Source organism: Ensifer sp. 22460 (assembly GCF_052044935.1).
Lineage (GTDB): Bacteria > Pseudomonadota > Alphaproteobacteria > Rhizobiales > Rhizobiaceae > Ensifer.
Window position 1 is genome coordinate 60,038 of record NZ_JBQENZ010000024.1, and the last position, 23,795, is coordinate 83,832.

The window sequence follows — 23,795 nt, forward strand, 5'->3', positions numbered from 1 at the left end:
GCAAACTCGACTATGTCGTGTCTGTCGCGACGAAAGACAAAAACGCCCTGCGGATTGCGGGGCGTTTTTGTTTTGGAGTGATACGTGTGTGGCTCTGAGCTTTAGGCCGCGCGCACGAAATGGTCGGGCTCCACCTCGCGGATCGTCTCCTGCCTCGCCGCCGATCTGCGGCGTGTTTCGTCGGCCTCGGAGGCGTTGACCTGCGCGTTCGGATCGTCGAAGCGGATGTCGGGGTCGGGAACGGCCGAGAGCAACAGCTTGGTATAGGGATGGGCCGGATTGTCGATGACCTTGCCGGTATTTCCCCATTCGACGATCTGGCCGGCATACATCACCGCGATATCCTCGGCGACGTAGCGGGCGGTCGCGATGTCGTGGGTGATGTAGAGCAGGCCGAGGTTCATCTCGCGCTTCATTTCGCTGAGCAGATTGAGCACGCCGAGGCGCACGGAAACGTCGAGCATCGAGGTCGGCTCGTCGGCGACGATGACCTCGGGCTTTGCCGCGAGTGCGCGGGCGATGTTGACGCGCTGGCGCTGGCCGCCCGAGAGCTCGTGCGGGTACTTCGGCGCGACGATATCGGGATCGAGCTTCACTTGCCGCAGGAGCGCCTTGATCTCCTCCGCGATTGCGGCGCCCTTGATGTCGGGGCGATGCAGCATCAGCGGCCGCTTCAGATGATAGGCGATTGTGTGGGCCGGGTTGAGCGAGGCGAACGGATCCTGGAAGATCATCTGCACCGATCGGCGATAGTCGGCGATCTCCTTGCTTCCCGCTGAAACGATGGGCTTGCCCTTGAAGAGCAGCCGCCCTTCGCTCGGTTCGTATTCGCGCATGGCGATGCGGGCACAGGTGGTCTTGCCGCTGCCGGATTCGCCGACGACCGCAAGCGCCCGTCCGGCATGGAGCGAGAAGGATATCGACCGTGCGGCGCGCACGGCCCCCGGTCCATTGCCGAAGGTCTTGCTGACCTTGTCCAAGGTCAGGATGGGGTCGAGCGCCAGAATGGGTGCGGATGTGCCGGTCATCTGAGAACGCCTCCGTGCAGCGAGGGGAAGGAGGCCCAGAGCTTCTTCGTGTAGTCGTGTTCGGGCGTCCGGTAGATGGTGTCGGCCGTGCCCTGCTCGACCAGCTTGCCGGCAAGCATGATGCCGATGCGGTCGCAGAACTGCACCATCAGCCCGAGGTCGTGGGTGATGAAGAGCACGGCGAAGCCGAGCTTGCGCCGGAGCTCGTTGATGCGCTGCAGGATTTCGCGCTGAACGACGACGTCAAGCGCCGTCGTCGGTTCGTCCATGACGATGAGGCGCGGATCGAGCGCCAGGCAGATGGCAATCACGATGCGCTGGCGCATGCCGCCGGAAAACTGGTGCGGATAGTCGCGCATCCGGTCTGGCGAAATATCGACGAGCCGCAGCATTTCAGCAGTGCGGTCACGCGCAGCGGCCCGGCTTATGCCCTTATGCGTCTTCAAGACGTCGTAGAACTGCTGCTCGATGCGCAACACCGGGTTCAAGGAATTCATCGCGCTCTGGAAGACCATCGCCACTTCGCGCCAGCGGAAGTCGGCAAGACCCTTCTGGTCGAGATCGAGCACGTTGCGACCATCGAGCAGGATGGCGCTTTGCTTGCGGATCAACGCTGGCGGCTTGTGCAGCCGGCTGATGGCGAAGGCGATGGTGCTCTTGCCACAGCCGGATTCGCCCGCAAGTCCGAAGACTTCGCCAGGGGCAACATCGAAGCTGACATCGTCGACGGCGCGGAAGTCGTCGGTTTCGCCGATATAGTCGATGGTGAGGTTCTTGACGGAAAGCAGAGGCGTGGTCACAGGCGGCCCTCCCCAGAGCTGATAAGGGCCTGCCAGCGGCCGAGCCGGTTGCCGGTTCGAAGCCGCGGATTGGCGATCTCGTCAACGGCGAAGTTGAGGAGCGACAGGCCGATGCCGAGAAAGGCGAGCGCGAAGCAGGGCGTCAGGATGTCCCACCAGGCGCCGACCGAAAGGGCAGAGGCCTTCTGCGCGGCATAGAGCATGGTGCCCCAGGAGACGACCTTGGGGTCGCCGAGGCCGAGGAACTCGAGCGTTGCCTGGGTGATGATCGCGAAGATCACGCTGCCGATAAAGTTGATGCCGACGATCGAGATGAGGTTGGGGAAGATCTCGAAGGTCATGATCCGCCAGCGCGGCTCGCCCATCATCTCGGCGGATTTCACATAGTCCTTCTGCTTGACCGAGAGCGTTTCGGCGCGGGTGACGCGTGCGCCCCAGGCCCAGGAGGTGCCGCCGAGGATGAGGGCGATGACCCAGGGGCTCGCCTGGCCGATGAAGGCGGCGAGCACGAGCAGCAGCGGCAGGTTCGGGACGACGAGCACCATATTGGTCAAGAAGCTGATGACTTCGTCGACCTTGCCGCCGCGGTAGCCGGCGATGATGCCAAGCGCGGTGCCGACGGCGGTGATCAGGAGGCCGGCGCCGAAGCCGACGGCAAGCGAGGTGCGGGCGCCATAGATCAGGCGGGCAAAGACGTCCTGGCCGATGCGGGTGGTGCCGAGCCAATGTTCCAGCGACGGCGCCTGGTGCGGCCGGCCGACGCGGGCGCTCGGATCGTAGGAGGTCAGCAGCGGGGCGGCGATCGCCACGAGCAGAATGAAGGCGACGATCAGCGCGCCGACCATGGCCTTGCGGTTGCGCATGAGCGGGAAGGAGGAGGTCTTCATATCACGCCCTCTTCAGTCGTGGGTCGAGCAGCACGTAGCTGACATCGACGACAAAGTTGGCGACGAGCATCGTGGCGGTCATGATTAGAAGCTGTCCCTGGATGACGGGGTAATCGCGGGCGAGGATCGCCTGGTAAAGGATGTTGCCGAGACCCGGATAGTTGAACACCACCTCAGTCACCAGCGAACCGCCGAGCATCGTGCCGATGGCGATCGCAAGGCTCGAGACGGTCGGCAGCAGCGCGTTGCGGGCGGCGTACCAGAGCATCACTCGGGTGTCGGAAAGGCCCTTGGCGCGGGCCATGACGATGTAATCTTCACCGAGCAGGTTGATCATGTTGTTGCGCATGGTCACGGCAAAGCCGCCGGTCAGAACCGCACAGAGTGTCAGCATCGGCAGGATGCCGTGGTAGAGAACGCTGCCAAAATATTCGAGCGTGAAGGCCGGATCGAGCGCCGGGTCGGCGGCATAACCGGTCGGGAACCAACCGAGCGTGAAGCCGAAGGTGAAGACGACGATCAGCGAGGTGACGACGGCCGGCACCGAGGTCGCAAAGATTGCGCCGACGGAAACGATGACGTCGAACAGGCTGCCGCGGCGCCAGGCCGCAAGAACGCCGAGGAAGGTGCCGAGCGCGAAGCTTACGAGTGTCGCCGTGCCCATCAGCCCCACGGTCCAGACGAGCGCATTGCCGAGAACCGTCGTCACCGGCAGCGGGAAATACTTGATCGAGCGACCGAGATCGCCGCTGAAGATGCTGCCGAGATAGGTGAGGTACTGCTGCCAGAGCGGGCCGTCGACGAAGCCGAAGGTCAGTTTCAGGGCCTGCAGGCTCTCGGGCGGCAACTCGGCGCCGGCGCTCGAAAACATGATCTGCACCGGATCGCCGGGCATCAGCCGCGGCAGAAAGAAGTTGATCGTCGCCGCCGCGACGAAGGCCGCCAGGTAGAAACAGAGGCGGCGAAGCAGAAAGGCCATCGGGAACTCCATCGACTGCGACCGCCGCGTGTTGGCGTCAGGCGGCAGGGCTGTCTTCTTGTCGGACCGTCCGTCTGGGCAACAGCCAGGACGATCGCGTGGCGGACGAAGACCGCCCGCCACTGTTGCCGGATCAAGACAAGGCGCCCTCCCGGAGCATCGTCTGTGAGAGCGCCGCGTCTGTGATCGGGTTACTTCACCGGTTCAAGCGCCAGCAGGTGCAGCAAGCGTGCCGGGTTGGTGCGGCTGATCGACGGGTTGACGAAGGGGTTTTCCGCGTTCGCCCAGCCTTTGAAGCGCTTGGTGTTGTACTGGTACCAGTTCGGGTTGTTGAACACCGGCATGACAGGCAGGTTCTCGGCGACGATGCGCTGCGCCTTGTTCATCGCGTCCTTCTGCTTGGCGGGGTCAGCCGTGTGGGTGAACTCGGTCAGGAGCGCCTCGACGTCCGAATTGAACCAGCGCTGCGCGGTGAAGCGGGTTTTGCCCTTGTCCGAAGCGCTGAAGGCGCGCTTGTAAGGGTAGTAGGGCGAGGCGGACGCCGGCAGGCTGTTGATCGCTGCGTCGAAAGTGCCGTTGATGAGGTTGCCGGTCCAGACGGCTTCCTCCGGCGTTTCGATCTTGGCGTCGAGGCCGACGGCCTGCAGGCCTTCGACGGCGATCGTCACCGTGTCGATCCAGTCGGTCCACGAACTCGGGACGATGATCGAAAAGGCGATCTTGCTGCCGTCCGGATTGTCACGGAAGCCGTCGCCGTCCTTGTCGGCATAGCCGGCTTCGTCGAGCAGCGCCTTGGCGGCATCGGCATCGTACTTGCCGTACTTGCCGAAGTCGGCGGCAACAGACGGATCGGCCCAGCTCTTGTAGAGCTCGCCCATGCCGGCCGGGTCTTCGTTGAGCGTCGGGTAGCCGTAGCCTGCGACATCGACCATGGTGCCGCGGTCGAGCGCCATCGAGGCGGCGCGACGGAACTTCACGTCGTTGAAGGCCTTGCGGTTGTTCTCGTTCGCCGTCTCCTGGTTGAACAGGAAGGCGACCATGCTGCTTGGCGAGTACCAGAAGTGATAGTGCTCCGGATCCTTGGCGACATAGACGTTCTCGATATCCGGGATGAAGGAAACGCCCCAGTCGAGCGTGCCGGAGGCCGTCGCCGTCAGGATCTGGTTGTTGTCGGCGAGCTGCGGGAAGCGTACGCAGTCGATCTTCAGCGTCGCGGCATCCCAATAATGCGGGTTGCGGCACTGGTCGTAGGTCTGGCCGGTAAAGCGCGGGATCTCGGTCAGCGGGCCGCTGCCGACGGGCGTCTCGTTGGCGAAGGTCACCGGCTCGGCGATGTCCTTCCAGACATGCTCCGGAACGATCGGCAGCTGCGCCAGCTGCTCGGCGGCAAGCGAGCTCGGATTGGCGAGCGTGAAGCGCACGGTCTCAGCATCCACGGCCTCGACGCCGGCGATGAAGGTCCAGATGCTGACGAAATCGAGCGCCGGGAACTTCTTCAAATAGTCATAGGTGAACTTGACGTCGGTCGCCGTCAGCGGCTTGCCGTCGGACCATTTCAGGTTCGGCCGGAGCTTGAACTCGATCGACTTCAGGTCATCGGCAAGCTTGAAGCTTTCTGCGAGCCGGAAGACCGGCTTGTTGCCGTCGAAGCGGTTGAAGACGACCAGCGGCTCGTAGATGAAGTCGAGGGTGCTCTGGCGCGCCGAGGTCTGGTTGAACGGGTTGAAGTTGCGTACCCAGGTGGTCGCCGGTTCGATGTTGGCGGTGAGCACGGTCTGTGCCGCGGCCGGGCCGGCGATGAGGGCAAGCGCGGTGGCCGCGCCGAGAAGCGATTTTTTCACGGTAGTTCCCCTTTTGATTTTCGGATTGGTCAGGCGACGAGGGCGCTGTTGAACATGTCCTCGACTTCCGCATGGGCCGCGCGCACGTCGACCTTCAGCGTGCCGAGACGGGCCTTGCCGGCGTCAATGCGCTTCTGGGCGGCGGCGGTCAGCGGACTTGCCGCCTTGGCTGCCGCTTCGCTCTCGGCGAGCGTGCCGTGGCTGTGAAGTGCGATGTCGAAACCGGCGTCGAGCACCTCGCGGACGCGCTCGGGCAAGGTGCCGCGGAGCGATTCCATGAAGATGCAGTCGGAAACGAGTACGCCGTCGTAGCCCATGTTGTTGCGGATGACGTCGTGCATGACCGGCGAAATGGATGCCGGCAGTTCCTTGTCGAAGGCGGAGTAAACGACGTGGGCGACCATGGCCCAGGGCGTGTCGCGGAGCGCTACGAAGGGCTTGAAGTCGGTGGCGGTCAGCGTTTCGCGCGAAGCGTCGACGATGGGCCGCTCCTTGTGCGAATCGAGCGTCGCCCGGCCGTGGCCCGGGATGTGCTTCATGACCGGCATGTTGCCGGTCTCAAGCAGGCCATCGACTACCTCACGGCCAAGGGCTGCAATGAAGTCCGGATCGGCGCCGAACGAACGGGCGCCGATGACCGAGCTCGTTGTTGCAAAGACGAGGTCGAGCACCGGCGAGCAGCCGCTCGTGAGACCAAGTTCACTCATCATCGTGCCCATGGCCTGGCTCGAAAGGCGAAGGGCCTTCTTGCCGAGGGCGAAATCGTGGCGCGCGAGCTCGGCGAATTCGCCGAACGAGCGGAAGAGCGGCCAGGGGCCGGCGTCGAGATGCTGGACGCGGCCGCCTTCCTGGTCGGTAAAGACGGGGGCATCTTCGCGGCCGACGGCTTCGCGAAAGCGTTCGATCAGCGCCTTTGTCTGCGCGGGTTCGCGCTGGTTGCGGCGGCCGACGAAAAGGCCGAGCGGATTGGTTTCGCGGAACAGGGCAAACTCGTCATCCGAGAGCGTGGGATTGGGTATGCCAACAAAGAGGGCAAGCGGTGTCGAGGACATGGGGAGGCTCCGATATTTGAAATTACTTGGAAGGGCGGCGCAGCATGCCCTGGTAGATCCCTTTGTCGGGGGCGGGGATCGGCACGGCGCCGACAGTCTTTGCGTAGAAATCGACGGGTCCCGCGTCGCCGATGAAGGCATAGGCGTGGCCAAGGGTCTTCATGGTGTCGAGGCAACTGGAGAGCAGGGCGACGCCGATGCCCTTGCCGCGGCTTGCGCCGTGGACGCCCGTCGGGCCGAAAAAGCCCGGCGCCGTCGTGTCATAGCAGGCAAAGCCGACCAGATTGCCGTCGTCGACGGCAATGAGACACGCCACGGGGCGGCGCGTGAAGGCGACATCCACCTCGCTTGCCCAGTTCTCGCTGAAATTCTCTCGCACCCAATCGATGACCAGGCGCATTTCCGGCGGCAAGGCGGGCCGAATAGTCACCTTGTCGGTTTGGGTACTTCGCTTGAGTTCGCCGAGGATCGGCGAATACAAGCTCACCAGCATGTCAGGCATGTGCTCCTCCACATATTCCTTTATTACGGAATTGCTGCCTTTGTAATGCAATAGATGGAGCCAACCCGACCGGCTTGTCAATCGCCAATCGTCAGATTCGGGGTGCTATCCTCTTTTCGCGAGGCGAGATATCGGACCATGAGCCGCTCCGGAGAGCGCGGCACGGCCCGCGAATCCCCGGCCGGCCTCGGGGTGCATGGGTGCGGTAGCGGTGCCGGGAAAAGGGTGGCCAAAACAGCCGAGTAAAGCGGGTCGCTCTGGAGATTGCACCTTTGTACAACTTTGTTCTTGGGTTGTTCGAAATATATCTTGATTTACAAAAACACTAAGTATGAATATTCGTGCGCTCATGAAGTGCATGCTTAAGAAGAGCTCGCCAATTTCGATCGCGACCAAGTATTTCCTGAGAAGAAAAGTATTGTTTTCCTGCATGGACGGCGCGCAGGATCTTGTCCCGCTGCCTTTATGGCTATTCCGCCGGACGCGTCAGGATGAACAGTGCAGGAAGCGCCATCGACGCCGCGACGATCGCAGCCAGCGTCAGGCTCGGATTGCCGAAGAAAACGAAGAGTCCGAAGCTAGCGGCCATCAGGCTGACCGCACCGGTCTTGGCGCGCTTGGAGATGGCACCCTTTTCACGCCATAGCCGCAGCGAAGCCCCGAAGACGCGGTGATTGAGCAGCCATTGCTCCAATCGCGGCGAAGCGCGGGCGAAGAGGCCCGCCGCCAAAAGCAAAAACGGAGTCGTCGGCAGGACGGGGAGGAAGGCGCCAATGACACCCAGTCCGACCATCAGCCATGCAAGGCAAAGACAGAGGATGCGAAGGGCGGGATTCATGCGATGGCCCCGGTGAGCATCATGCTTCGGATGTCTCGATGATCGGCGTCGTGGCCGTCTCGCTCGGCGGCCAGCGGCGAAGCGCCTCGGCCCCCAGCTCCGTCAGGGCATAGATGCCGCGGTCGATCCGCTCGAACCAGCCATAGACGTTGTGAAGCAGGATCTTGGCGGCATCCGGTGCGACCGGGCGAAGATCACGCGGGCGCTGATGGCCGCTCTGCAGGGCGGCCGCGCAGGCAAGCGCCTGCTGGCGATAGGCGGTCATGATCGGCGATCGCGTGGCACCGCCGGCGGTCGGGTCTCCCTTGCGGCGGCGGTGCTCGCTGATCAGTCGCGACCGCTTCCTGTTGTTCTTGCGAGGCATTACCGCGGAGGCCGCGAGAATGACGTCGACCATGCCGTTGTCGGCGACCGCCAGCATGCCGAAGCCAAGCCTGCGGCAGAGATCGCGGAACCGGCGATCGCTCTCCCGCCCCTTGCCTTTGGCCGAGACACGGGCGGCGATCCATACCTCGTCGCCGGCGGTGGCGCGGTCGACGGCCTGCAGGATCAGCTCGAGATTGAAGCTCAGCTTGAGCTCGCAGATGACGACAAGCGGCGGCTCGTCATCGCTGAGTGCCACCATGTCGCAGCCGCCGATCTCGCCCTTGACGCTGTAGCCGCGGGCTTCGAGAAAGGTCTTGATCGGCTGATAGAGGGTCGTCTCCAAACCCGGGATCCTGTTCTGGTCGAAATCGGGGAGGCTCAAGCAGTGACGCATCATTGCGAAAGGAGACTAGCAGATAACTCCGATCGCCGGACTTGTCATCACGTCGCAGCAGCAAGGCGAGCTGACGTCGTTGCTCCGAGGATCCAACCGATGCAGTAGCAACCTCGCTTCGTCCTAACCTTGTGTTGTGCTATTATTCTCGAATGGACGTCCTCTTCGGAGGCGTCGGGCATGCGAGGTTTTGACGACGGATGTTGCGAATCCTCACGCTGTTGCTTGTTTTGATCACGTCATTCGCGTTTCCAGCTTCGCCGCGAGCCGAAAACGATCGGGTCGCCTTGGTGCTGCATGTCAACGGTGCCATCGGCCCGGCCACGGCCGAATATGTCAGGCGCGGTTTGACGAAGGCGGAACAGCGCCGCCTTCCGCTGGTGGTCTTGCAAATGGATACGCCCGGAGGTCTCGACACGTCGATGCGCGAGATCATCCGCGCGATCCTCGCTTCCCCCGTGCCCGTTGCAAGCTACGTTGCGCCGAGCGGTGCGCGCGCGGCGAGCGCCGGCACCTATATCCTCTATGCCAGCCACATCGCGGCGATGGCGCCGGGAACGAACCTCGGCGCGGCGACGCCGATTGCGATCGGCGGTGACATGTTCGGCCAGGGGAAGGATGGCGATACCGGCAAGGACGGCGGCAAACAGCCGGCGGTTCGGAACGCTGCCGAGGCGAAGCTCGTCAATGATGCCGTGGCATATATCCGAGGACTGGCCGAACTGCGCGGGCGCAATGCCGACTGGGCCGAGAAGGCGGTGCGCGAGGCGGCAAGCCTCTCGGCCGAAGCGGCCGTCAGGGAGAAGGTCGTCGATTTCACCGCCACCACCATCGCCGATCTCTTGAAGCAGGCAAACGGGCGCACCGTGCATGCGGGGCAGCTGGAGATCGTGCTCGATTCGGCCGGGCTGGCCACCGAAGACTTCGTGCCCGACTGGCGCACCCGGCTGCTTTCGGTCGTTACCGATCCCAATATCGCGGTGATCCTGATGATGATCGGCATTTACGGTTTGATCTTCGAGTTCCTGTCTCCGGGGTCGGTGGCGCCAGGCACGATCGGCGGCATCAGTCTGCTGCTCGGGCTCTATGCGCTTTCGGTGCTGCCCGTCAGCTACGCCGGCATCGGTCTGATCCTGCTTGGGATCGGCCTGATGGTTGCCGAGGCGCATTCGCCGTCTTTCGGCGTGCTCGGCGCCGGTGGCAGCGTTTCACTGGTTCTGGGCGCGGCAATCCTCTTTGACACGGATACGCCGGGCCTGCAGGTCTCCTGGTCCGTGCTAGCGGGGCTTGCCGTCGCAAGCTTCGGCTTCAGCCTGTTGGTCGCACGGCTGGCCTTCAGCTCACGGCGCCACGCGGTGGTGACCGGCGGCGAACAGATGATCGGCATTGCGGGCAAGGTCGAAAGTTGGACAGGGGCCGCCGGCTACGTCATCGCCCATGGCGAGCGCTGGCAAGCTGTCAGCACGGAAACGCTGTCGAGAGGTGAGGATGTAAAGGTTGTCGGGCGGAACGGACTGACGCTCGAAGTGGTGCGCGACGCTCAGAAGGCATAGCGCCGCGGATCCTGTGGGCGCAGGCGAAAGCGTCCGGAATGGAGGAATGGTCATGGACATGTTTGGGAGCCTCGCTCCTTTTGCCGCGTTGCTGGTGCTCATCATTCTCGTCATCGCCTATTCGATCCGGATCCTGCGCGAATACGAGCGCGGAGTGGTCTTCACGCTCGGGCGGTTCACCGGCGTCAAGGGACCGGGGCTGATCTTGCTCGTCCCCTACGTGCAGCAGATGGTGCGGGTCGATCTCAGGACCCGGGTGCTGGATGTGCCGAGCCAGGACGTGATCTCCCATGACAACGTCTCGGTCCGGGTCAGCGCCGTGATCTATTTCCGGGTTATCGATGCGGAAAAGTCGACGATCCAGGTCGAGGATTTCATGATGGCGACCAGCCAGCTGGCGCAGACGACCCTGCGTTCCGTGCTTGGCAAACACGATCTCGACGAGATGTTGGCCGAGCGGGACCGGCTGAACGAAGACATCCAGAAGATCCTCGACAGCCAGACGGATGCCTGGGGCATCAAAGTGGCGACCGTGGAAATCAAACATGTCGACATCAACGAGAGCATGATCCGCGCAATTGCTCGCCAGGCCGAAGCCGAACGCGAGAGGCGTGCCAAGGTGATCAATGCCGAGGGCGAGCAACAGGCTGCCGCCAAGCTGCTCGAGGCTGCCGAGATCCTGTCCAAGCAGCCTGAAGCGATGCAACTGCGCTATCTGAGCACGCTCAACGTCCTTGCGGGCGAGAAGAATTCGACTGTCATCTTCCCGTTCCCCTTGGAGCTCGGCCGCCTGTTCGGGCTAAAGGCCGACAAGCCGCCCGGTCAAACGTGAGCACCGCTAAGGCGCTCAGGCTGCCGCCGTTTCAAGATTGGCGACCTTCATGAGGTCGTCGACTGCGCCGGGCGCAGCCGCCAAGACCGGAGACCAATGCGTCAAAGCCTCGCCGCACGTCGGGAAGGGCAATGTCCAGCCGCCGGCTTCGTTCACCAGGCAGTAGCCACCGAGGCAGTCCCAGGCATGCATATAGGGCTCGTAGTAACCGACGAGGCGACCGGCGGCGACATAGGCGATCATCAGCGCACCGGAGCCGTTGCGCATGAAGTTGCCGCCATTCGAAAGCAGGCGCTCGACGATGGCACCCATCTCGCCGGGTTTCACCTGATCGTTGGCGCCAAGCCCGGTGACGGCGTTGCGGATCGTGCGCGTGCCGTCGAGGCGAAGCGGCTTGCCGTTCAGCGTCGCGCCCCGGCCCGTTGCCGCTGCATAGACTTCCTGATGGCAGGGCGCGTGGATCACGCCGATGACGGGCTTCTCCGCATGCACGACGGCGATCGAGACGCACCAGTTCGGCATGCCGTTGACGAAGGGCGTGGTACCGTCGATCGGATCGAGCACCCAGGTAAAGCCGGATGTGCCGTCGAGAAGACCATGCTCCTCGCCAAGCACGCCATCATCCGGAAACGCGGCGGCGATCTTTTCGCGGATCAGGGTCTCGACGTTGCGATCGGCGATCGAGACGACGTCGTGAGCGTCGCGCTTGGTTTCGATGACAAGCGTTTCCCGCTTCAGGAAATAGTCGTAGGCGAGCCGACCGGCCTCCTCGGCCATAGATTTGGCAAGCGCGAACCGGGCGTCGAGGCCGGCAATTTCAGCAGTCATGCAAGTGTCCTTCTCGTATCCAGTTGTAAAAAAGTCATGCGTCAATCAAAGCGAGGCCGCGGTTGCGGAAACCGATGGCGACCTCCGTTGTCGGAGATAACATGTCCTCAACGGCCTGATCGATAACAAACAGGAGGCCGGTTGCCGTTTCGACCTCGTATTCGACATGGCCGCCGAGATAGGCAGCGCTGCTGATCGTGCCGGAAAGTGCTGCGCCCTTGGCCGGCGTCAGGGTCACCGCATTGGGACGCACTGCAAGCTTCGACGGCCCTGGCCGAGCGGTCTTCGAGGGCAGACGATGTTCGAGGCCGCCGATGCGGATCGTCGCCTGGCCAGCTTCGGCTGCGGTGACCTCGCAAGGCAGCACATTGGCCTCGCCCATGAAGTCGGCGATGAAGGTCGAGGCGGGCGTCTCGTAGAGATCGCGCGGCGCTCCTTCCTGCGCAATCGCACCATCCTTCATGACGATGATGCGGTCGGAAACGGCAAGCGCCTCGTCCTGGTCGTGGGTGACGTAGACGGCGGTGAAGCCCAGACGTTGCTGCAACTCGCGGATTTCCGTGCGAACCTTGCGGCGCAGCCGCGCATCGAGGTTCGACAGCGGCTCGTCCAGCAGCAGCACCTGCGGTTCGAGCACGAGGGCGCGGGCGACGGCAACGCGCTGCTGCTGTCCGCCGGATAACTCGGCGGGAAGCCGCTGGCCGAGGCCGCCCAGGCCGACGAGTTGCAGGCCATCTTCGGCGCGCTCGCGCGCCTCCTTCTTCTTGATGCCGGAGGACTCGAGGCCATAGGCGACGTTGTCGAGCGCCGACATGTGCGGGAAGAGCGCATAGGACTGGAAGACCATCGAGACGTCGCGCTCATTGGCCGGCAGCATGGTCACGTCCTTGCCGCCGATCAGGATCTTGCCGGCGGAGGGATGCTCGAGCCCGGCAAGCATGCGCAGCGTCGTCGTCTTGCCGCAGCCGGAAGGCCCAAGCAGGGTCACGAGCGTACCGGGCTCGATGGTGAGCGACAGGTTGTGGATGGCGGTGAAGGCACCGAACTGCTTGCGCACGTTCTGAAAGACGACAGAGCCGGTGCGCGGCGTGCTCATATGAGTGCTCAAGCGGTTTTCTCCTGGGAAAGGGTGGCGGAGGACGAACGGGCGGGCGCGGCACTGAGGACGCGGTTTTCGCGCCTCAGTTTGCGTTCGCCGACAAGCAGTTGCAGGCCGGTGATGACGGTGATCATCACCAGGATGAGGGCCGAGGAATAGGCGATCGCAACACCGAACTCGCCGTTCTCGACAAGGCCGACGATATAGGCGGTCGCCATGTTGTATTCGGCGCTGACGAGGAAGACGACGGCGCTGATCGAGGTGATCGCCCTGACGAAGGAATAGACGAGCGCCGCGACGATCGCCGGCCGTAGGAGCGGCAGGATGACCCTGCGTAAGGTGCGGAAGCTCGTCGCCCGAAGCGTCAGCGACGCCTCGTCGAGGCTCTTGTCGAGCTGGCTCATCGCTGCGATGCCGCCGCGCACGCCGACGGGCATGTTGCGGAAGACGAAGCAGGCGACGAGGATCAACGCCGTGCCGGTCATTTCGAGCGGCGGCAGATTGAAGGCGATGATGTAGCTGATGCCGATGACGGTGCCGGGAATGGCAAAGCTCAGCATCAGCGCGAACTCGAAGACATCACGGCCGGCGAAGCGCTGGCGCACGATGAGATAGGCGGTCAGCAGCCCGACGAGGGCGGTCAGGGGTGCTGCAATCAGCGAGATTTCCATAGTCGTCCAGAAGGAATTCCAGGCAACGCCTGTCCAGGCGATCGCGCCGTCGGCAACCGAGATCGAGAAGGCCTTGGCGTAGTGATCGAGGGTCAGCGAGTTGTCGAGGCCCCAGGTCTTCACGAAACCGCCGAAGAGGATCATGCCGTAGACGACGACTGTGAAGATCATCCACGGGATGACGACGGCGTGGACGCCGATCGACAGCGAGCGTGGAAGCGCGCTGTGGGCGCCGGAATCGCCCTTGCCGGTAACGGTCGAATAGTTCTTGCCCGCAAGCCAGTAACGCTGGGCAAGGAAGGCCGAGAGCGTGAAGCAGAGCAGGATGATCGCGAGTACCGCTGCGCGGGACGGATCGTTCTGGGCGCCGACGACGGCGAAGAAGATCTCGGTCGAAAGCACGCCGTGGCTGCCGCCGAGCACCAGCGGGTTGCCGAAATCGGCCATGCTTTCGATGAAGCCGATGAGAAAGGCGTTGGCAAGGCCGGGCTTCATCAGCGGCAGGGAGACGTTCCAGAAGGTGCGCCAGCGATCGGCGCGGAGCGTCTGCGACGCCTCTTCCATCGACGGGCTGACGCCCTCGACGACGCCGATCAGCACGAGGAAGGAGATCGGCGTGAAGGAGAGAACCTGGGCGATCCAGATGCCGGTAAGGCCGTAGAGCCAGCGGCCGGGCTCGATGCCGAAGGCATCGGACAGAAACTCGGTGACGACGCCGGCGCGGCCGAAGAGCAGCGTCAGCGCCAGGCCGATGACGAAGGGCGGGGTAATGATCGGCAGCACCGTCAGGAGCCGCATGCCCTTCTTGAAGGGAAAGCGCGTGCGGGTGGCCACAAGCGCGAAGGCAAGGCCAAGGAGCGTCGAGCCTAATGCGGTCATCAGCGCCAGCCACAGGGTGCGCCAGGCGACGCCGCAGCGGCCTTCGCCGATGACGCAGCTCAAGCTCCAGATCGAGCCGTCCTGGATGTTGCGAATGAAACCGTCAGGCTTGAACGAGCCGTCGAAATCCTGGAGGGAAGCTGCGAACATGCTGCCGACCGGATAGAAGACGAAGACGATGACCAGGGAAACGAGCAGCGAAATCGCCGCAACGATGAAGGCGTCGCCCTTGAGCACGCCACGCTCGGCAAGCCCGAAGGCAAAAAGGAGAATGAAGGCAAGGGCAGACAATACGGCGCCGGCGCCCATCGAAGGCTGACCGTCGGAAAGCGGTCCGAACAGGCTTTCGCTGATGGTCCAGGTCCAGCCTGTGAAGCCGATCGCCAGTCCTTGAAGGGCGAGATAGAGGACACCCGTTGCGCCGGCGACAGCAAGCAGAAGCCCGCGGCGCGCGGGATCGCTGACAAAACGCGCTGCCGCGCAGATGCCGAGCAGCACCAGTGTCACGGCCAGCCATGACCGGCCGTGGGCGAAGATCTGCATCAGGCCGGGGGCCACGGCCGGATCCCCGGGGAAATCGGCAAGCCAGCCGAGCCCGAAGAAGCCACCTTCGATGCGATACCATGGGACCAGCAGGAAGGCTGCCAGTCCGAGCCCGAGGGTGAGGTCGAGCCTGCGGTTGCGATGTTCCATGATGGTCCTCGCGTGAATTGAGATGAAAATGGAATGCCGTTAGGGCGCCCGATCAGAGACCGGAGCCGACGAACTAACGTCTATGCCGGGGTGCCGGCCGGATCGCTTTTCCGGCCGGCCGATCCTGCGATCAGTTGGCGCTGGCGCCCACTTCGCGATCCCAGCGCTCGAGCAGCGCCTTGCGCTTTTCGGCGTCGCCGAAGGTGGCGAAGTCGTAGTCAATCAACTTGATGTCCTCGAACTTCGGCGCTTCCTTCGGCACTTCGGCCGACTTGTTGGACGGCAACTGGAAGGACTTGGCGTCCTTCATGCGCGACTGCACTTCGGGCTTCAGCGCCCAGTCGTACCAGGCCTTGGCGCTCTCCAGGTTCTTGGCACCGCGGATGATGGACATGGAGCCGATCTCGTAGCCGGTGCCTTCGCAGGGCGCGACCGACTTGATCGGGAAGCCTTCGGCGGTCTGGGCCACCGCGTCGTGCATGAAGACGATGCCGAGGCCGGCTTCGCCACGCGCCGCCGCCTTCACCGGTGCGGAACCCGACTTGGTGTATTGTGCGATATTGCCGTTGAGCTGCTTCAGATATTCGAAGGCCTGGTCTTCGCCCATGATCTGCACCAGCGAGGCAAGCGCAGTATAGGCGGTGCCGGACGAGTTCGGGTTCGCCATCTGGATCTCGCCCTTCAACGATGCGTCGAGCAGGTCGGCCCAGCACTTGGGTTCCTTCAGGCCCTTCTTCGAAAAGATCTCGGTGTTATAACCCCAGCCGAGCGCGCCGGCATAGACGCCAACCGTGCGGTACCCCGAGCCTTCAGCCTGCTTCTTTGCCCAATCCTGAAGCTGATCGAGCATCGGTGATTTGTATTCGAGTGTCAGGCCGTCGGAGGCGGCCTGCAGATGCGGGTCGCCGGTGCCGGCCCACCAGATATCGGTCTTCGGGTTTCGGGCTTCCGCGCGGATCTTGGCATAAGTCTCGCCCGAGGACAGGCGAACCATGTTGACCTTGATGCCGGTCTCCTTCTGGAAGTCGCCGGTCATCTGCTCGCAGATCACCACGTCTGCTGAGCAGATGAGGTTGAGGCTGCCGGCAGCCTGAGCCTGTAGCGCGGCAAGCGCCGTGCCGGTAAAGAGCATGAGGGAAAGGGTCATTGTTTTCATTGGGGCATCCTCCTGTTGCCTTGGTTTATGTGGGCGCGAACGAGACACGGCGTGGCCATCGGCCTGCCCGCCGGGCAGCACGTTCACGGTTTCGGATGTTTGCTGGAGCGAGATGAGGATAAGTCTGTGCGGTTTTCCGCTCGCACCTCGCTCAAGTTTATTCGGCCCGGTCAGTTCGTCGCTGTGATCTCCGCGTCGAACCTTTTGAGCAGGCGACTTCGTTCTTCCGGCGAGCCGAAGGTGGCGAAGTCGTAGTCCACCATTTTGATCATCGAGATATCGGGTGCCGCGAGCGGCAGGTTCGAGCGCGCATTGGACGGCACCTGGTTCTGTCCGGAGGCAGCCCCCGTGCCCTGGCCCTCCGGGCTCAGCGCGAAATCAACGAAGCTTTTCGCCGCCTCCAGATGACGGGCACCCTTGACGATGCTGACGGCGCCGATTTCGTAGCCGGTGCCCTCGCAGGGCGCGACGATGACGAGCGGCGAGCCAGCCTGCTTCTGCGTGACCGCGTCGTGCATGAAGGAAATGCCGATCAGCGTTTCCCCGCGGGCGGCCGCTTTGACGGGGGCGGAGCCGGCGGTCGTGTATTGGTCGATGTTGCGATTGAGCGCTGCCAGGAAACGGAAGGCTTCGTCTTCGCCGAAAAGCTGCACCAGGGTTGCGAGCGTGGTGAAGGCGGTGCCGGAGGAATTCGGGTTGCCGCTGCGGATGCGGCCGCGATAGGCGTTGTCCGCAAGATCCTTCCAGCAGGTCGGTGCCGGCAGCTTCAGCGCCTGCAGCAGATCGGCATTGTAGGCAAAACCAAGCGCCCCGGCATAGATGCCCGCCGATCGGCCGCCGGAAATGGCGAAGAAGTTCTGAGCCCACGGCAGCATGTCGCGTTCGTGCGCCGGCTTGTAGGGTTCGAGCAGGTTTTCGGATCCAGCCTGCAGATGGGTGTCGCCTGTGCCGCCCCACCAGACATCGACGGTCGGCGCGTCTTTCTCGGCCCGCAGCTGGTTGAGGATGTCGCCGGTGCTCTTGCGGGTCATCGAGATTTCGAGGCCGGACTTCGTCTCGAACGCCGTCTTCATCGTCGCACACCACGCTTCGTCGACACCGCACAGCACGGTGAGCGCCGGCGCCGTCATGCCTGTTGTGGCGGTGCACAGCCACAGGGCCACGCACCCGCCGATAGCGGTGATGCTTCTCACGATGTCCTCCCATTTGGAACGCTGCCGTCCCAATCTCCGCAGTCAGGATGTCGGTATTCCCCGCCTGCCGCAATCGGAGAATGGTTACCGTTCTTACAGCGTTGGGCGCTCTCCGCCGTTTCAAAGTTACAAAGATTACAAATATGACAGATCACATAATGCGAGCTGCTTTGAACATTGGGACGGCCCCGCCTATGATGGGGGCGGGAGGACGTGCATGCTGAGTGAGAGGATACGGATTCTGATCGTCGAGGACGATCCGGACATGTCGGAGCTTATTTCCGATCTGGTGGAGGCAGAAGGTTGGCTGCCCCTGACCGCGCCGTCGGCGGAAGCAGCAGCCAATGTCCTGGCGCGCGAGGCGGTGCATCTCGTGCTTGTCGACCACAATTTGCCGGGCACTTCGGGCCGCACCTTTGCGCAAAGGCTGCGGGCCCGCACCAATATCGGCATCGTCATGGTGACGGCGGCAGGCAGTGCTGCGGACCGGGTGCTGGGTTTGGAGACGGCGGCGGATGACTACGTCGTCAAGCCGTTCGAGCCGATCGAGTTGACGGCGCGGATCAAGGCCGTTCTTCGTCGCACTAATCCCTCGCTCAAGCCGGAGCGGGAAAGCGAACGCGAGACCGAGCCGGCATCGATGAAGCTCGGCGACTGGTCGATCGATCTCAGGAGCCGCCGGGCGATTTGCCTGACCGATCCGTCGAGGTCGCTGACGAGTGCCGAGTTCGCGCTTCTCGAAATCCTCGCAGAGACGCCGAACATGCCGGTCGGCCGCGCGCAGATCCTCGACCGCCTCGGCGCCGAAAGCGACCGCTACATTGACCGCAACGTCGATGTGCTCGTGCTCCGGCTCCGGCGCAAGATCGAGCGCAATCCCGACCTGCCGCGCCATATCAAGACGAGACGCGGCAAGGGCTACGTGCTCGATACCGACGACGGCGAGCCGAAGTCGTGATCGTTCGCCCTTTTCTCTCGTCGATTGCCTTCCGGCTCCCGTTCGCTATCGCCTTCATCTGCGTGCTCGTCTTCGGCCTTGCGACGGTCGCAGTTTTTGGTCTGCAACGGGCGCGCGACGAGATGGCGGCCTACGGGCTGCAGGCGTTCACCAGCCTTGCCAAGGCCTCGCTCGTGTCGCGCCAGGTTTCCGATCTTGTGTCGAGCGCGCCGTTTCTGATGAACGCCACTTCGCCCTACCGGGTTTCGAGCGAAAGCCGCTCGGTGGTCGCGCAGGTCGATGCGCTGTTGCGCGCCATGGCGCCGCAGAACGGCGATGCGGCCGTCAAAGGTTTTGCCAACGGGCATATCGTCGAGCTTCTGGAAACCATCCGCACGCAGACGATGACGCTTGCCGGCGACGCGGAATCGGCGCAGCAGCATAAGGCCGAAGCGGCAGCCGCACTTGGCGAGATCGCGACCGGCAGCGGCATGGCCGATGCCGATTTCCGCCACCGCCTCAATGGGATCGTGCAATCGGCATCCAACTCCGACAGCCTGTTCCAGCTCGGCGAATTGCGTCGCCGCTATATTGCCGAAACGGTGCCGCGCCTTGAGCATGCGGCACCCGATATCCGGGTTTCCGCTACCGAACTCGCGCCTTATGAACGGGTCTTCGAAGCGCAGACCCAGTATCTGCTGGAGATGTTCGCCATTCGCGCGGCCGTTGCGCGATTGCACACCGTGTCGCGCGACCTCTCGCATGCGACGGAAACACAGAGCGAGGCGGTCGCCCGCGGCCTCAATGACGACCTCGTGTCGACCTCCAATGCTCTGAGCCGCCTGCTTGTTATCGTCGCCGTCGCGGCACTGCTCGTGCTTGTCATGGCGGTCTTCTCCATTCGCTCGGTCATGCGCGTCTCGCGTGGGATCGTGTCGCTATCCAATGGGATGAACGCACTTGCGGAGGGGCGCCGGGACGTCGATGCGCCGACATACAAGGGGACGGAAACGGAGCTCGTCCAGCTGCTCGAAGCCTTCAGTGCCTTTCGCGAAAGTGTCGCGCGTGTTTCGCGGCTCAGACGTACGGCCGAGGCCGCCGCGCGCACCATCCGCTCAACCTTTCGCAACATGAACGAAGGCATCGCGCTCTTCGATCCCGGCGGCAAACCGATCACGATGAACCGCCGCGTCATGGAACTCGTCGGCTGGCCGGGCTCGGCAAGGAAGCTGCCGCTGCGCAACTTCGTGAGCCCGATGCCCGAGATCGACCCGGCTCTGCTGCCCGCCGATCGCGACGCGGGCACGCTCGGCGACCGACTTGTGCTGCGGCATCGCTCCGACGCGGGCCGCGTGACAGAGGTCTCGCTGTCGCGGCAGCCGGATCGCGGCATTGTGCTCTTGGCCCGGGACGTGACCGACATGGACCGGCAGGAGGCCGAAGCGGCAAAGGCGCAGCGGCTGGACGGAATCATGCGCATGACGCATCAGGTGAGCCACGAAGTCGGCAACATGATCGGCATCATCACCGGCAGCTTGGGGTTGCTGGAACGGGATACCGGTTTCAACGATCGGCAGAAGCGTCACATCGCCCGCATTCGCAAGGCGGCCGATCGCGGGCGTTCGCTTGCCAGCAGCATGTTGTCCATTGGCAGCCAGCACCCGATCCAGCCGGGCGCGCTGGAGGTCGGTGCGGTGTTGCGTGGCATGGCGGACGTGCTGGAAATCGCCGTCGGTGAAAGATGCCGTCTCGCCTTCGAAATTGCCGACGGCCTGCCCAATGTGCATCTCGATGCCGCCCTCTTCGAGCAGGCGATCCTCAATCTCTGCCTCAATGCCGCTGCCGCGATGCCTCAGGGCGGGACGATCCTGATCCGTGCTGCGGGAGTGGAGACCGATGTCGTTGTGTCGGTCACCGACGATGGGATCGGGATGTCTCCGGAGGCCGTGGACAAGGCGTTCGAGCCCTATTTCACCACGCGTGACGAGGAGGGCGGTGCCGGTCTCGGTCTCGCCGTTGTCTACGGCTTCGTCCGACAAAGCGGCGGCGACGCCCGTATACTGTCCCAGCCGGGGAGGGGAACGAGCGTCGAGTTGGTCTTTCCGAGCTGAAACGGATGTAGAGCGTCGGCTGCGGATCTACGGATTTCGCCGCCGCCCGAGCCGTTGGACGGCGGCATCGATGCGCTCGCCATTGTCGGCGAAGACCGCCCAGAGCCACGTCATCAGCCACAGCATCAACAGCCAGGCGAGCACGACGTCGGAGAGGAAGTGAGCACCAAACACGATCCGGTTGAGCGAGAAGGCGAGGATCAGCGGGATGAGCGCGATGATCGCCAGGCGTCGCCACTGAAGGGGCAGAAGCAGCGCGAGCGCTATGAGGGCAATCGCCGTTGCGGATTCGCCGGATGCGAAGGAGCAACTGCGCGAACAGGCGCTGGAGACTTGCCAGGCGGGCGTGAAGGGCAGGGTGCCACCGAAGTCCGTGATGTCGTAGGGGCGGGCGCGGCCGATCAGCCGCTTCAGGGCCTGGACGAGCAGCCCGGGGCCAATGGCGTAGAAGGTGAGAAAGAACAGTGCCTTGTGCGGGCGCAGCAATCGGCGGCCCAGTGCAATCGCCTGCATCATCAACAGGGCCAGGACGCAGGGCAGAATGAAGAAGGGCAGGACGCGATTGAAGTCGCGAAGTGCCTTGAGCGCAGGCTCTCGGGAAAGCGGGAAATCACCTGCCGCGGACGCCGCCCAGCGCGAAACGACGAGATCGATACCGGGAAAGGCCATGAAGACGAAAGCCGCGCAAATGGCCAGTGCGCCAGCAACGGCGATTGGCTGATCTTCAACGCGGGCACGGGCTTGCCCAGCCCATTGACGTGGGCTCGCGCGCAACCATCGGATGCTGTTTGAAGATATTACTGTGGAGGGAAAGAGGCTGGACATGCCGGTCGCTCGCAGATTGTCGGGGTGTGCGGGCCGGACATTTGCTTTGCTCTGTCAAGGCTAAGTGGAGGATCATGGAGAGCTTGACGCGCCGAGCAGGGCGGTAGCTTTGCACATCTTTTGATTGAAATTTGGCGGAGCCATCTATCAATGTCCCTGAAGCCCCGATGCCGATTGTCAAGAAACGGCGGAGATTTGTCGGGGGCTCTATCCGGAAAGCCAGCTAAAGGACGGCAGTGCCGTGCGGGCGAATTGCAACTCGAATCTATTCATCCCATAAGCTGCGGATCACAACATCGGGCCAGGGAGTTGCTTTATGGTCGACAAGGGTCTCATCCTTTTGGCGGAGGACGAGCCGGAAATCGCGCAGATACTTGATGCCTATCTGGTGCGCGATGGTTTCCGGACGGTACGTGCCGCCGATGGCGAGACGGCGCTGACGCATCATGCGGTGCTGTCGCCCGACCTGGTATTGCTCGACGTGCGGATGCCGAAGCTCGACGGCTTCGAAGTCCTCGCCCGCCTGCGACGTGAGGGCAATACACCGGTCATCATGGTCACGGCGCTGGCCGAGGATCTCGACCGGCTGACCGGCCTGAGGCTCGGCGCCGACGACTATGTGGTCAAGCCGTTCAACCCGCAGGAGGTGGTAGCACGCGTCAATGCGGTTCTCCGGCGCACCCGAAACGGCGCCGGCGCGACGGTGCTTCGCTTCGAGAACGTGGAAGTCGATCTCGATGCCCATGTCGCCTTCGTCGAGAAGAGCGGCCGCCGCCACTCGGTGCCGCTGACGCTCAGCGAATTCCGCATCCTCGCCCACATGATCCGCCGCCCGACGCATGCCTTCGACCGCGCCGATATCCTCGACGCCTGCCTGCCGGACAGCGATGCGCTGGCCCGAACGGTCGATACCCATATCGCCAATCTCAGGCGCAAGCTCGAGGATCTGGGCGCCAGCGGTCTTTTCAGTGCCGTTCGCGGTGTCGGCTATCGCTTCGTGGAGCCAAGATGAAGATCAGCCTCTCGCGCTTGCCGCTTGGCATTCTCACGGCCCTGGTGACGATCGTCCTGCTCATCATCAGCGTGTTCATCATCTATGCCGGCGTCGACTACATGGAGCCGCGGCTGGAGGCGCGGCTCTTGGAGCGGATGCCGCCGGAAGCGGCTCAGGCCTATACCGATTTCAATTCCGGCAAGCTGCCGAGCCAGGAATCGCTGCAGAAACTGCTTTCGACAATGCCCGAACTCGAGGAGTGGGCAAACTGGGAGGTGGACAAAATCATCCTCGGCTTCGGGGCGACCGCGGTGACCTTTTGCGGTCTCGTCGGCTACTGGCTGGCGCGCAAGATCAGCCGGCCGCTCGAGGTGCTCGCCCAGGCGACGCAGAATCTCAGGGCGGGCGATTTCGCCGTGCGCGTCGGATCGATCCGCAAGGGTGCCAAGGAGGTGGCAACGCTCGTGAAGACCTTCGACGAACTGGCGGCCGAGCTCGAAAACATGGAAAGCCGACTGCGTTTCAACACGATGGCGGTCGCCCACGAGTTGCGCACGCCGCTGACGATCCTTCAGGGCAACCTTCAGGGCATGGCCGACGGCGTCTTTCCTCTCGAACAGGAAAGGATCCAGCAACTCTTGCTCCAGGTGGAGGGGCTTTCCGCCCTGGTCGAGGACTTGCGCACCCTTTCGCTCGCCGCCGGCCAGAAGCTGGTCACGCAACGTCAATCGGTCGATCTCGCTGCCGAGGCCTCCCAGGTTCTCGGCGCGTCCTGCACCTTGCTTGGCTCGGCCGGCATGTCGGTCGAGACGGCGCTGGAACCGGTCCGGGTCTCGGGAGATTCGCAACGCCTGCGCCAGGCTCTGCTGGCGCTGATCGAGAACGCCACGCGTTACGCAGCCAGTGGCGGGGTATTGCGGTGCGAGACGGGCCGACGCGGCGCTGACGAGGCCTTCATCCGGTTGCTGGATCGCGGTCCAGGACTGCCGGACGATGTCTCGACCCATTCGATCGATCTTTTCTGGCGCGGCGATGCCTCGCGGTCGCGGGCAACGGGAGGCACCGGTCTCGGTCTCTCCGTGGTGCAGGCGATCGCCAAGGCGCATGGCGGGCGGCTGGAATTCGCGTCCCGCGCCGGCGGTGGCGCCGTGATCACGATCGTCCTGCCGCGCGCCATCCCGGCCTAAGGCCCGGCGCCGGCAGTGCCGCTTCCTGGCGCCGAGCGCGGAGGGCGTCAGCTCCTCCGGACGTCTCGCCCGGCCCGCAGGTACCGCGCTCAATTGCCGACCACATCTCCGCAAATCCTTGACAGTCCACGGGCAAACCGAGGCTGGCCG

At 63.5% G+C, this 23,795-nt stretch carries 21 protein-coding genes; 6 read left to right on the forward strand and 15 right to left on the reverse strand.

All coding sequences use genetic code 11. The features are described 5' to 3' along the window. Positions 1 to 101: 101 nt before the first annotated feature. From ACTJKM_RS25930 to ACTJKM_RS25970, 9 genes are all read right to left on the reverse strand, one after another. Positions 102 to 1,028, reverse strand: coding sequence for an ABC transporter ATP-binding protein (locus tag ACTJKM_RS25930; protein ID WP_113514800.1), 927 nt, complete (start codon positions 1,026 to 1,028; stop codon positions 102 to 104). After that, on the reverse strand, positions 1,025 to 1,828 hold the full coding sequence (locus ACTJKM_RS25935) for an ABC transporter ATP-binding protein (protein ID WP_113514801.1): 804 nt from the start codon (positions 1,826 to 1,828) through the stop codon (positions 1,025 to 1,027). The genes ACTJKM_RS25930 and ACTJKM_RS25935 overlap by 4 nt, the downstream gene beginning before the upstream one ends. Further along, the gene (locus ACTJKM_RS25940; RefSeq protein ID WP_440661254.1) at positions 1,825 to 2,715 is read right to left on the reverse strand and encodes an ABC transporter permease; all 891 of its coding nucleotides are present in this window, start codon (positions 2,713 to 2,715) and stop codon (positions 1,825 to 1,827) included. The genes ACTJKM_RS25935 and ACTJKM_RS25940 overlap by 4 nt, the downstream gene beginning before the upstream one ends. Before the next feature lies 1 nt (position 2,716). Then, positions 2,717 to 3,694 (reverse strand): ABC transporter permease, encoded by a 978-nt coding sequence (locus ACTJKM_RS25945; protein ID WP_440661256.1) that lies wholly within the window; start codon positions 3,692 to 3,694, stop codon positions 2,717 to 2,719. 191 nt (positions 3,695 to 3,885) lie between these two features. Next, on the reverse strand, positions 3,886 to 5,535 hold the full coding sequence (locus ACTJKM_RS25950) for an ABC transporter substrate-binding protein (protein ID WP_113514803.1): 1,650 nt from the start codon (positions 5,533 to 5,535) through the stop codon (positions 3,886 to 3,888). Between the two features lie 29 nt (positions 5,536 to 5,564). After that, positions 5,565 to 6,587, reverse strand: coding sequence for a glycoside hydrolase family 3 N-terminal domain-containing protein (locus ACTJKM_RS25955; RefSeq protein ID WP_440661257.1), 1,023 nt, complete (start codon positions 6,585 to 6,587; stop codon positions 5,565 to 5,567). 22 nt (positions 6,588 to 6,609) lie between these two features. Next, positions 6,610 to 7,089, reverse strand: coding sequence for a GNAT family N-acetyltransferase (locus ACTJKM_RS25960; protein ID WP_058327303.1), 480 nt, complete (start codon positions 7,087 to 7,089; stop codon positions 6,610 to 6,612). A 469-nt stretch (positions 7,090 to 7,558) separates the two neighbouring features. Further along, complete coding sequence (locus ACTJKM_RS25965) at positions 7,559 to 7,927, reverse strand: YbaN family protein (RefSeq protein WP_058327302.1); 369 nt, start codon at positions 7,925 to 7,927, stop codon at positions 7,559 to 7,561. 19 nt (positions 7,928 to 7,946) lie between these two features. Further along, positions 7,947 to 8,636: a DUF2161 domain-containing phosphodiesterase gene (locus ACTJKM_RS25970; protein WP_058327352.1), complete on the reverse strand. Its 690-nt coding sequence runs from the start codon at positions 8,634 to 8,636 to the stop codon at positions 7,947 to 7,949. Between the two features lie 251 nt (positions 8,637 to 8,887). On the opposite strand from ACTJKM_RS25970, the gene ACTJKM_RS25975 reads away from it, so the two are divergent. Both ACTJKM_RS25975 and ACTJKM_RS25980 read left to right on the forward strand, forming a co-directional pair. Beyond that, on the forward strand, positions 8,888 to 10,240 hold the full coding sequence (locus tag ACTJKM_RS25975; protein WP_440661258.1) for an NfeD family protein: 1,353 nt from the start codon (positions 8,888 to 8,890) through the stop codon (positions 10,238 to 10,240). Between the two features lie 52 nt (positions 10,241 to 10,292). Beyond that, positions 10,293 to 11,072 carry a slipin family protein gene (locus ACTJKM_RS25980; protein WP_058327300.1) on the forward strand — a complete coding sequence of 260 codons (780 nt, stop codon included), beginning with the start codon at positions 10,293 to 10,295 and terminating at the stop codon, positions 11,070 to 11,072. A 15-nt stretch (positions 11,073 to 11,087) separates the two neighbouring features. Here the strand turns inward: ACTJKM_RS25980 and ACTJKM_RS25985 are convergent, their stop codons facing one another. The 5 genes from ACTJKM_RS25985 to ACTJKM_RS26005 form a co-directional block, all read right to left on the reverse strand. Continuing rightward, positions 11,088 to 11,900 carry an inositol monophosphatase family protein gene (locus ACTJKM_RS25985; RefSeq protein ID WP_058327299.1) on the reverse strand — a complete coding sequence of 271 codons (813 nt, stop codon included), beginning with the start codon at positions 11,898 to 11,900 and terminating at the stop codon, positions 11,088 to 11,090. A gap of 34 nt (positions 11,901 to 11,934) precedes the next feature. Beyond that, the gene (locus tag ACTJKM_RS25990) at positions 11,935 to 12,996 is read right to left on the reverse strand and encodes an ABC transporter ATP-binding protein (RefSeq protein WP_058327298.1); all 1,062 of its coding nucleotides are present in this window, start codon (positions 12,994 to 12,996) and stop codon (positions 11,935 to 11,937) included. 8 nt (positions 12,997 to 13,004) lie between these two features. Continuing rightward, positions 13,005 to 15,242, reverse strand: coding sequence for an ABC transporter permease (locus ACTJKM_RS25995; RefSeq protein ID WP_440661260.1), 2,238 nt, complete (start codon positions 15,240 to 15,242; stop codon positions 13,005 to 13,007). Between the two features lie 130 nt (positions 15,243 to 15,372). Continuing rightward, positions 15,373 to 16,398, reverse strand: coding sequence for an ABC transporter substrate-binding protein (locus tag ACTJKM_RS26000; protein WP_058327296.1), 1,026 nt, complete (start codon positions 16,396 to 16,398; stop codon positions 15,373 to 15,375). Between the two features lie 170 nt (positions 16,399 to 16,568). Next, the gene (locus ACTJKM_RS26005) at positions 16,569 to 17,561 is read right to left on the reverse strand and encodes an ABC transporter substrate-binding protein (RefSeq protein WP_058327295.1); all 993 of its coding nucleotides are present in this window, start codon (positions 17,559 to 17,561) and stop codon (positions 16,569 to 16,571) included. A 247-nt stretch (positions 17,562 to 17,808) separates the two neighbouring features. On the opposite strand from ACTJKM_RS26005, the gene ACTJKM_RS26010 reads away from it, so the two are divergent. Both ACTJKM_RS26010 and ACTJKM_RS26015 read left to right on the forward strand, forming a co-directional pair. Continuing rightward, the gene (locus ACTJKM_RS26010) at positions 17,809 to 18,549 is read left to right on the forward strand and encodes a response regulator (protein ID WP_058327294.1); all 741 of its coding nucleotides are present in this window, start codon (positions 17,809 to 17,811) and stop codon (positions 18,547 to 18,549) included. Beyond that, positions 18,546 to 20,639, forward strand: coding sequence for a two-component system sensor histidine kinase NtrB (locus tag ACTJKM_RS26015; protein WP_058327293.1), 2,094 nt, complete (start codon positions 18,546 to 18,548; stop codon positions 20,637 to 20,639). The genes ACTJKM_RS26010 and ACTJKM_RS26015 overlap by 4 nt, the downstream gene beginning before the upstream one ends. Before the next feature lie 27 nt (positions 20,640 to 20,666). Here ACTJKM_RS26015 and ACTJKM_RS26020 read toward each other — a convergent pair whose 3' ends face one another. Further along, a complete protein-coding gene (locus ACTJKM_RS26020) occupies positions 20,667 to 21,308 on the reverse strand; it encodes a phosphatase PAP2 family protein (RefSeq protein ID WP_440661261.1) in 642 nt (213 codons plus the stop codon). A gap of 472 nt (positions 21,309 to 21,780) precedes the next feature. On the opposite strand from ACTJKM_RS26020, the gene ACTJKM_RS26025 reads away from it, so the two are divergent. Together ACTJKM_RS26025 and ACTJKM_RS26030 are read left to right on the forward strand one after the other, a co-directional pair. Next, on the forward strand, positions 21,781 to 22,476 hold the full coding sequence (locus ACTJKM_RS26025; RefSeq protein ID WP_058327291.1) for a response regulator: 696 nt from the start codon (positions 21,781 to 21,783) through the stop codon (positions 22,474 to 22,476). Then, positions 22,473 to 23,645 carry an ATP-binding protein gene (locus ACTJKM_RS26030; RefSeq protein WP_440661262.1) on the forward strand — a complete coding sequence of 391 codons (1,173 nt, stop codon included), beginning with the start codon at positions 22,473 to 22,475 and terminating at the stop codon, positions 23,643 to 23,645. The genes ACTJKM_RS26025 and ACTJKM_RS26030 overlap by 4 nt, the downstream gene beginning before the upstream one ends. Positions 23,646 to 23,795: the final 150 nt, after the last annotated feature.

Coding starts and splice junctions, on each gene's coding strand:
- ACTJKM_RS25930 (WP_113514800.1), bottom strand. CDS start 1,028: ATGACCGGCACATCCGCACCCATTCTGGCGCTCGACCCCATCCTGACC.
- ACTJKM_RS25940 (WP_440661254.1), bottom strand. CDS start 2,715: ATGAAGACCTCCTCCTTCCCGCTCATGCGCAACCGCAAGGCCATGGTC.
- ACTJKM_RS25945 (WP_440661256.1), bottom strand. CDS start 3,694: ATGGCCTTTCTGCTTCGCCGCCTCTGTTTCTACCTGGCGGCCTTCGTC.
- ACTJKM_RS25955 (WP_440661257.1), bottom strand. CDS start 6,587: ATGTCCTCGACACCGCTTGCCCTCTTTGTTGGCATACCCAATCCCACG.
- ACTJKM_RS25960 (WP_058327303.1), bottom strand. CDS start 7,089: ATGCCTGACATGCTGGTGAGCTTGTATTCGCCGATCCTCGGCGAACTC.
- ACTJKM_RS25965 (WP_058327302.1), bottom strand. CDS start 7,927: ATGAATCCCGCCCTTCGCATCCTCTGTCTTTGCCTTGCATGGCTGATG.
- ACTJKM_RS25975 (WP_440661258.1), top strand. CDS start 8,888: ATGTTGCGAATCCTCACGCTGTTGCTTGTTTTGATCACGTCATTCGCG.
- ACTJKM_RS25980 (WP_058327300.1), top strand. CDS start 10,293: ATGGACATGTTTGGGAGCCTCGCTCCTTTTGCCGCGTTGCTGGTGCTC.
- ACTJKM_RS25985 (WP_058327299.1), bottom strand. CDS start 11,900: ATGACTGCTGAAATTGCCGGCCTCGACGCCCGGTTCGCGCTTGCCAAA.
- ACTJKM_RS25990 (WP_058327298.1), bottom strand. CDS start 12,996: ATGAGCACGCCGCGCACCGGCTCTGTCGTCTTTCAGAACGTGCGCAAG.
- ACTJKM_RS25995 (WP_440661260.1), bottom strand. CDS start 15,242: ATGGAACATCGCAACCGCAGGCTCGACCTCACCCTCGGGCTCGGACTG.
- ACTJKM_RS26000 (WP_058327296.1), bottom strand. CDS start 16,398: ATGAAAACAATGACCCTTTCCCTCATGCTCTTTACCGGCACGGCGCTT.
- ACTJKM_RS26010 (WP_058327294.1), top strand. CDS start 17,809: ATGCTGAGTGAGAGGATACGGATTCTGATCGTCGAGGACGATCCGGAC.
- ACTJKM_RS26020 (WP_440661261.1), bottom strand. CDS start 21,308: ATGGCCTTTCCCGGTATCGATCTCGTCGTTTCGCGCTGGGCGGCGTCC.
- ACTJKM_RS26025 (WP_058327291.1), top strand. CDS start 21,781: ATGGTCGACAAGGGTCTCATCCTTTTGGCGGAGGACGAGCCGGAAATC.
- ACTJKM_RS26030 (WP_440661262.1), top strand. CDS start 22,473: ATGAAGATCAGCCTCTCGCGCTTGCCGCTTGGCATTCTCACGGCCCTG.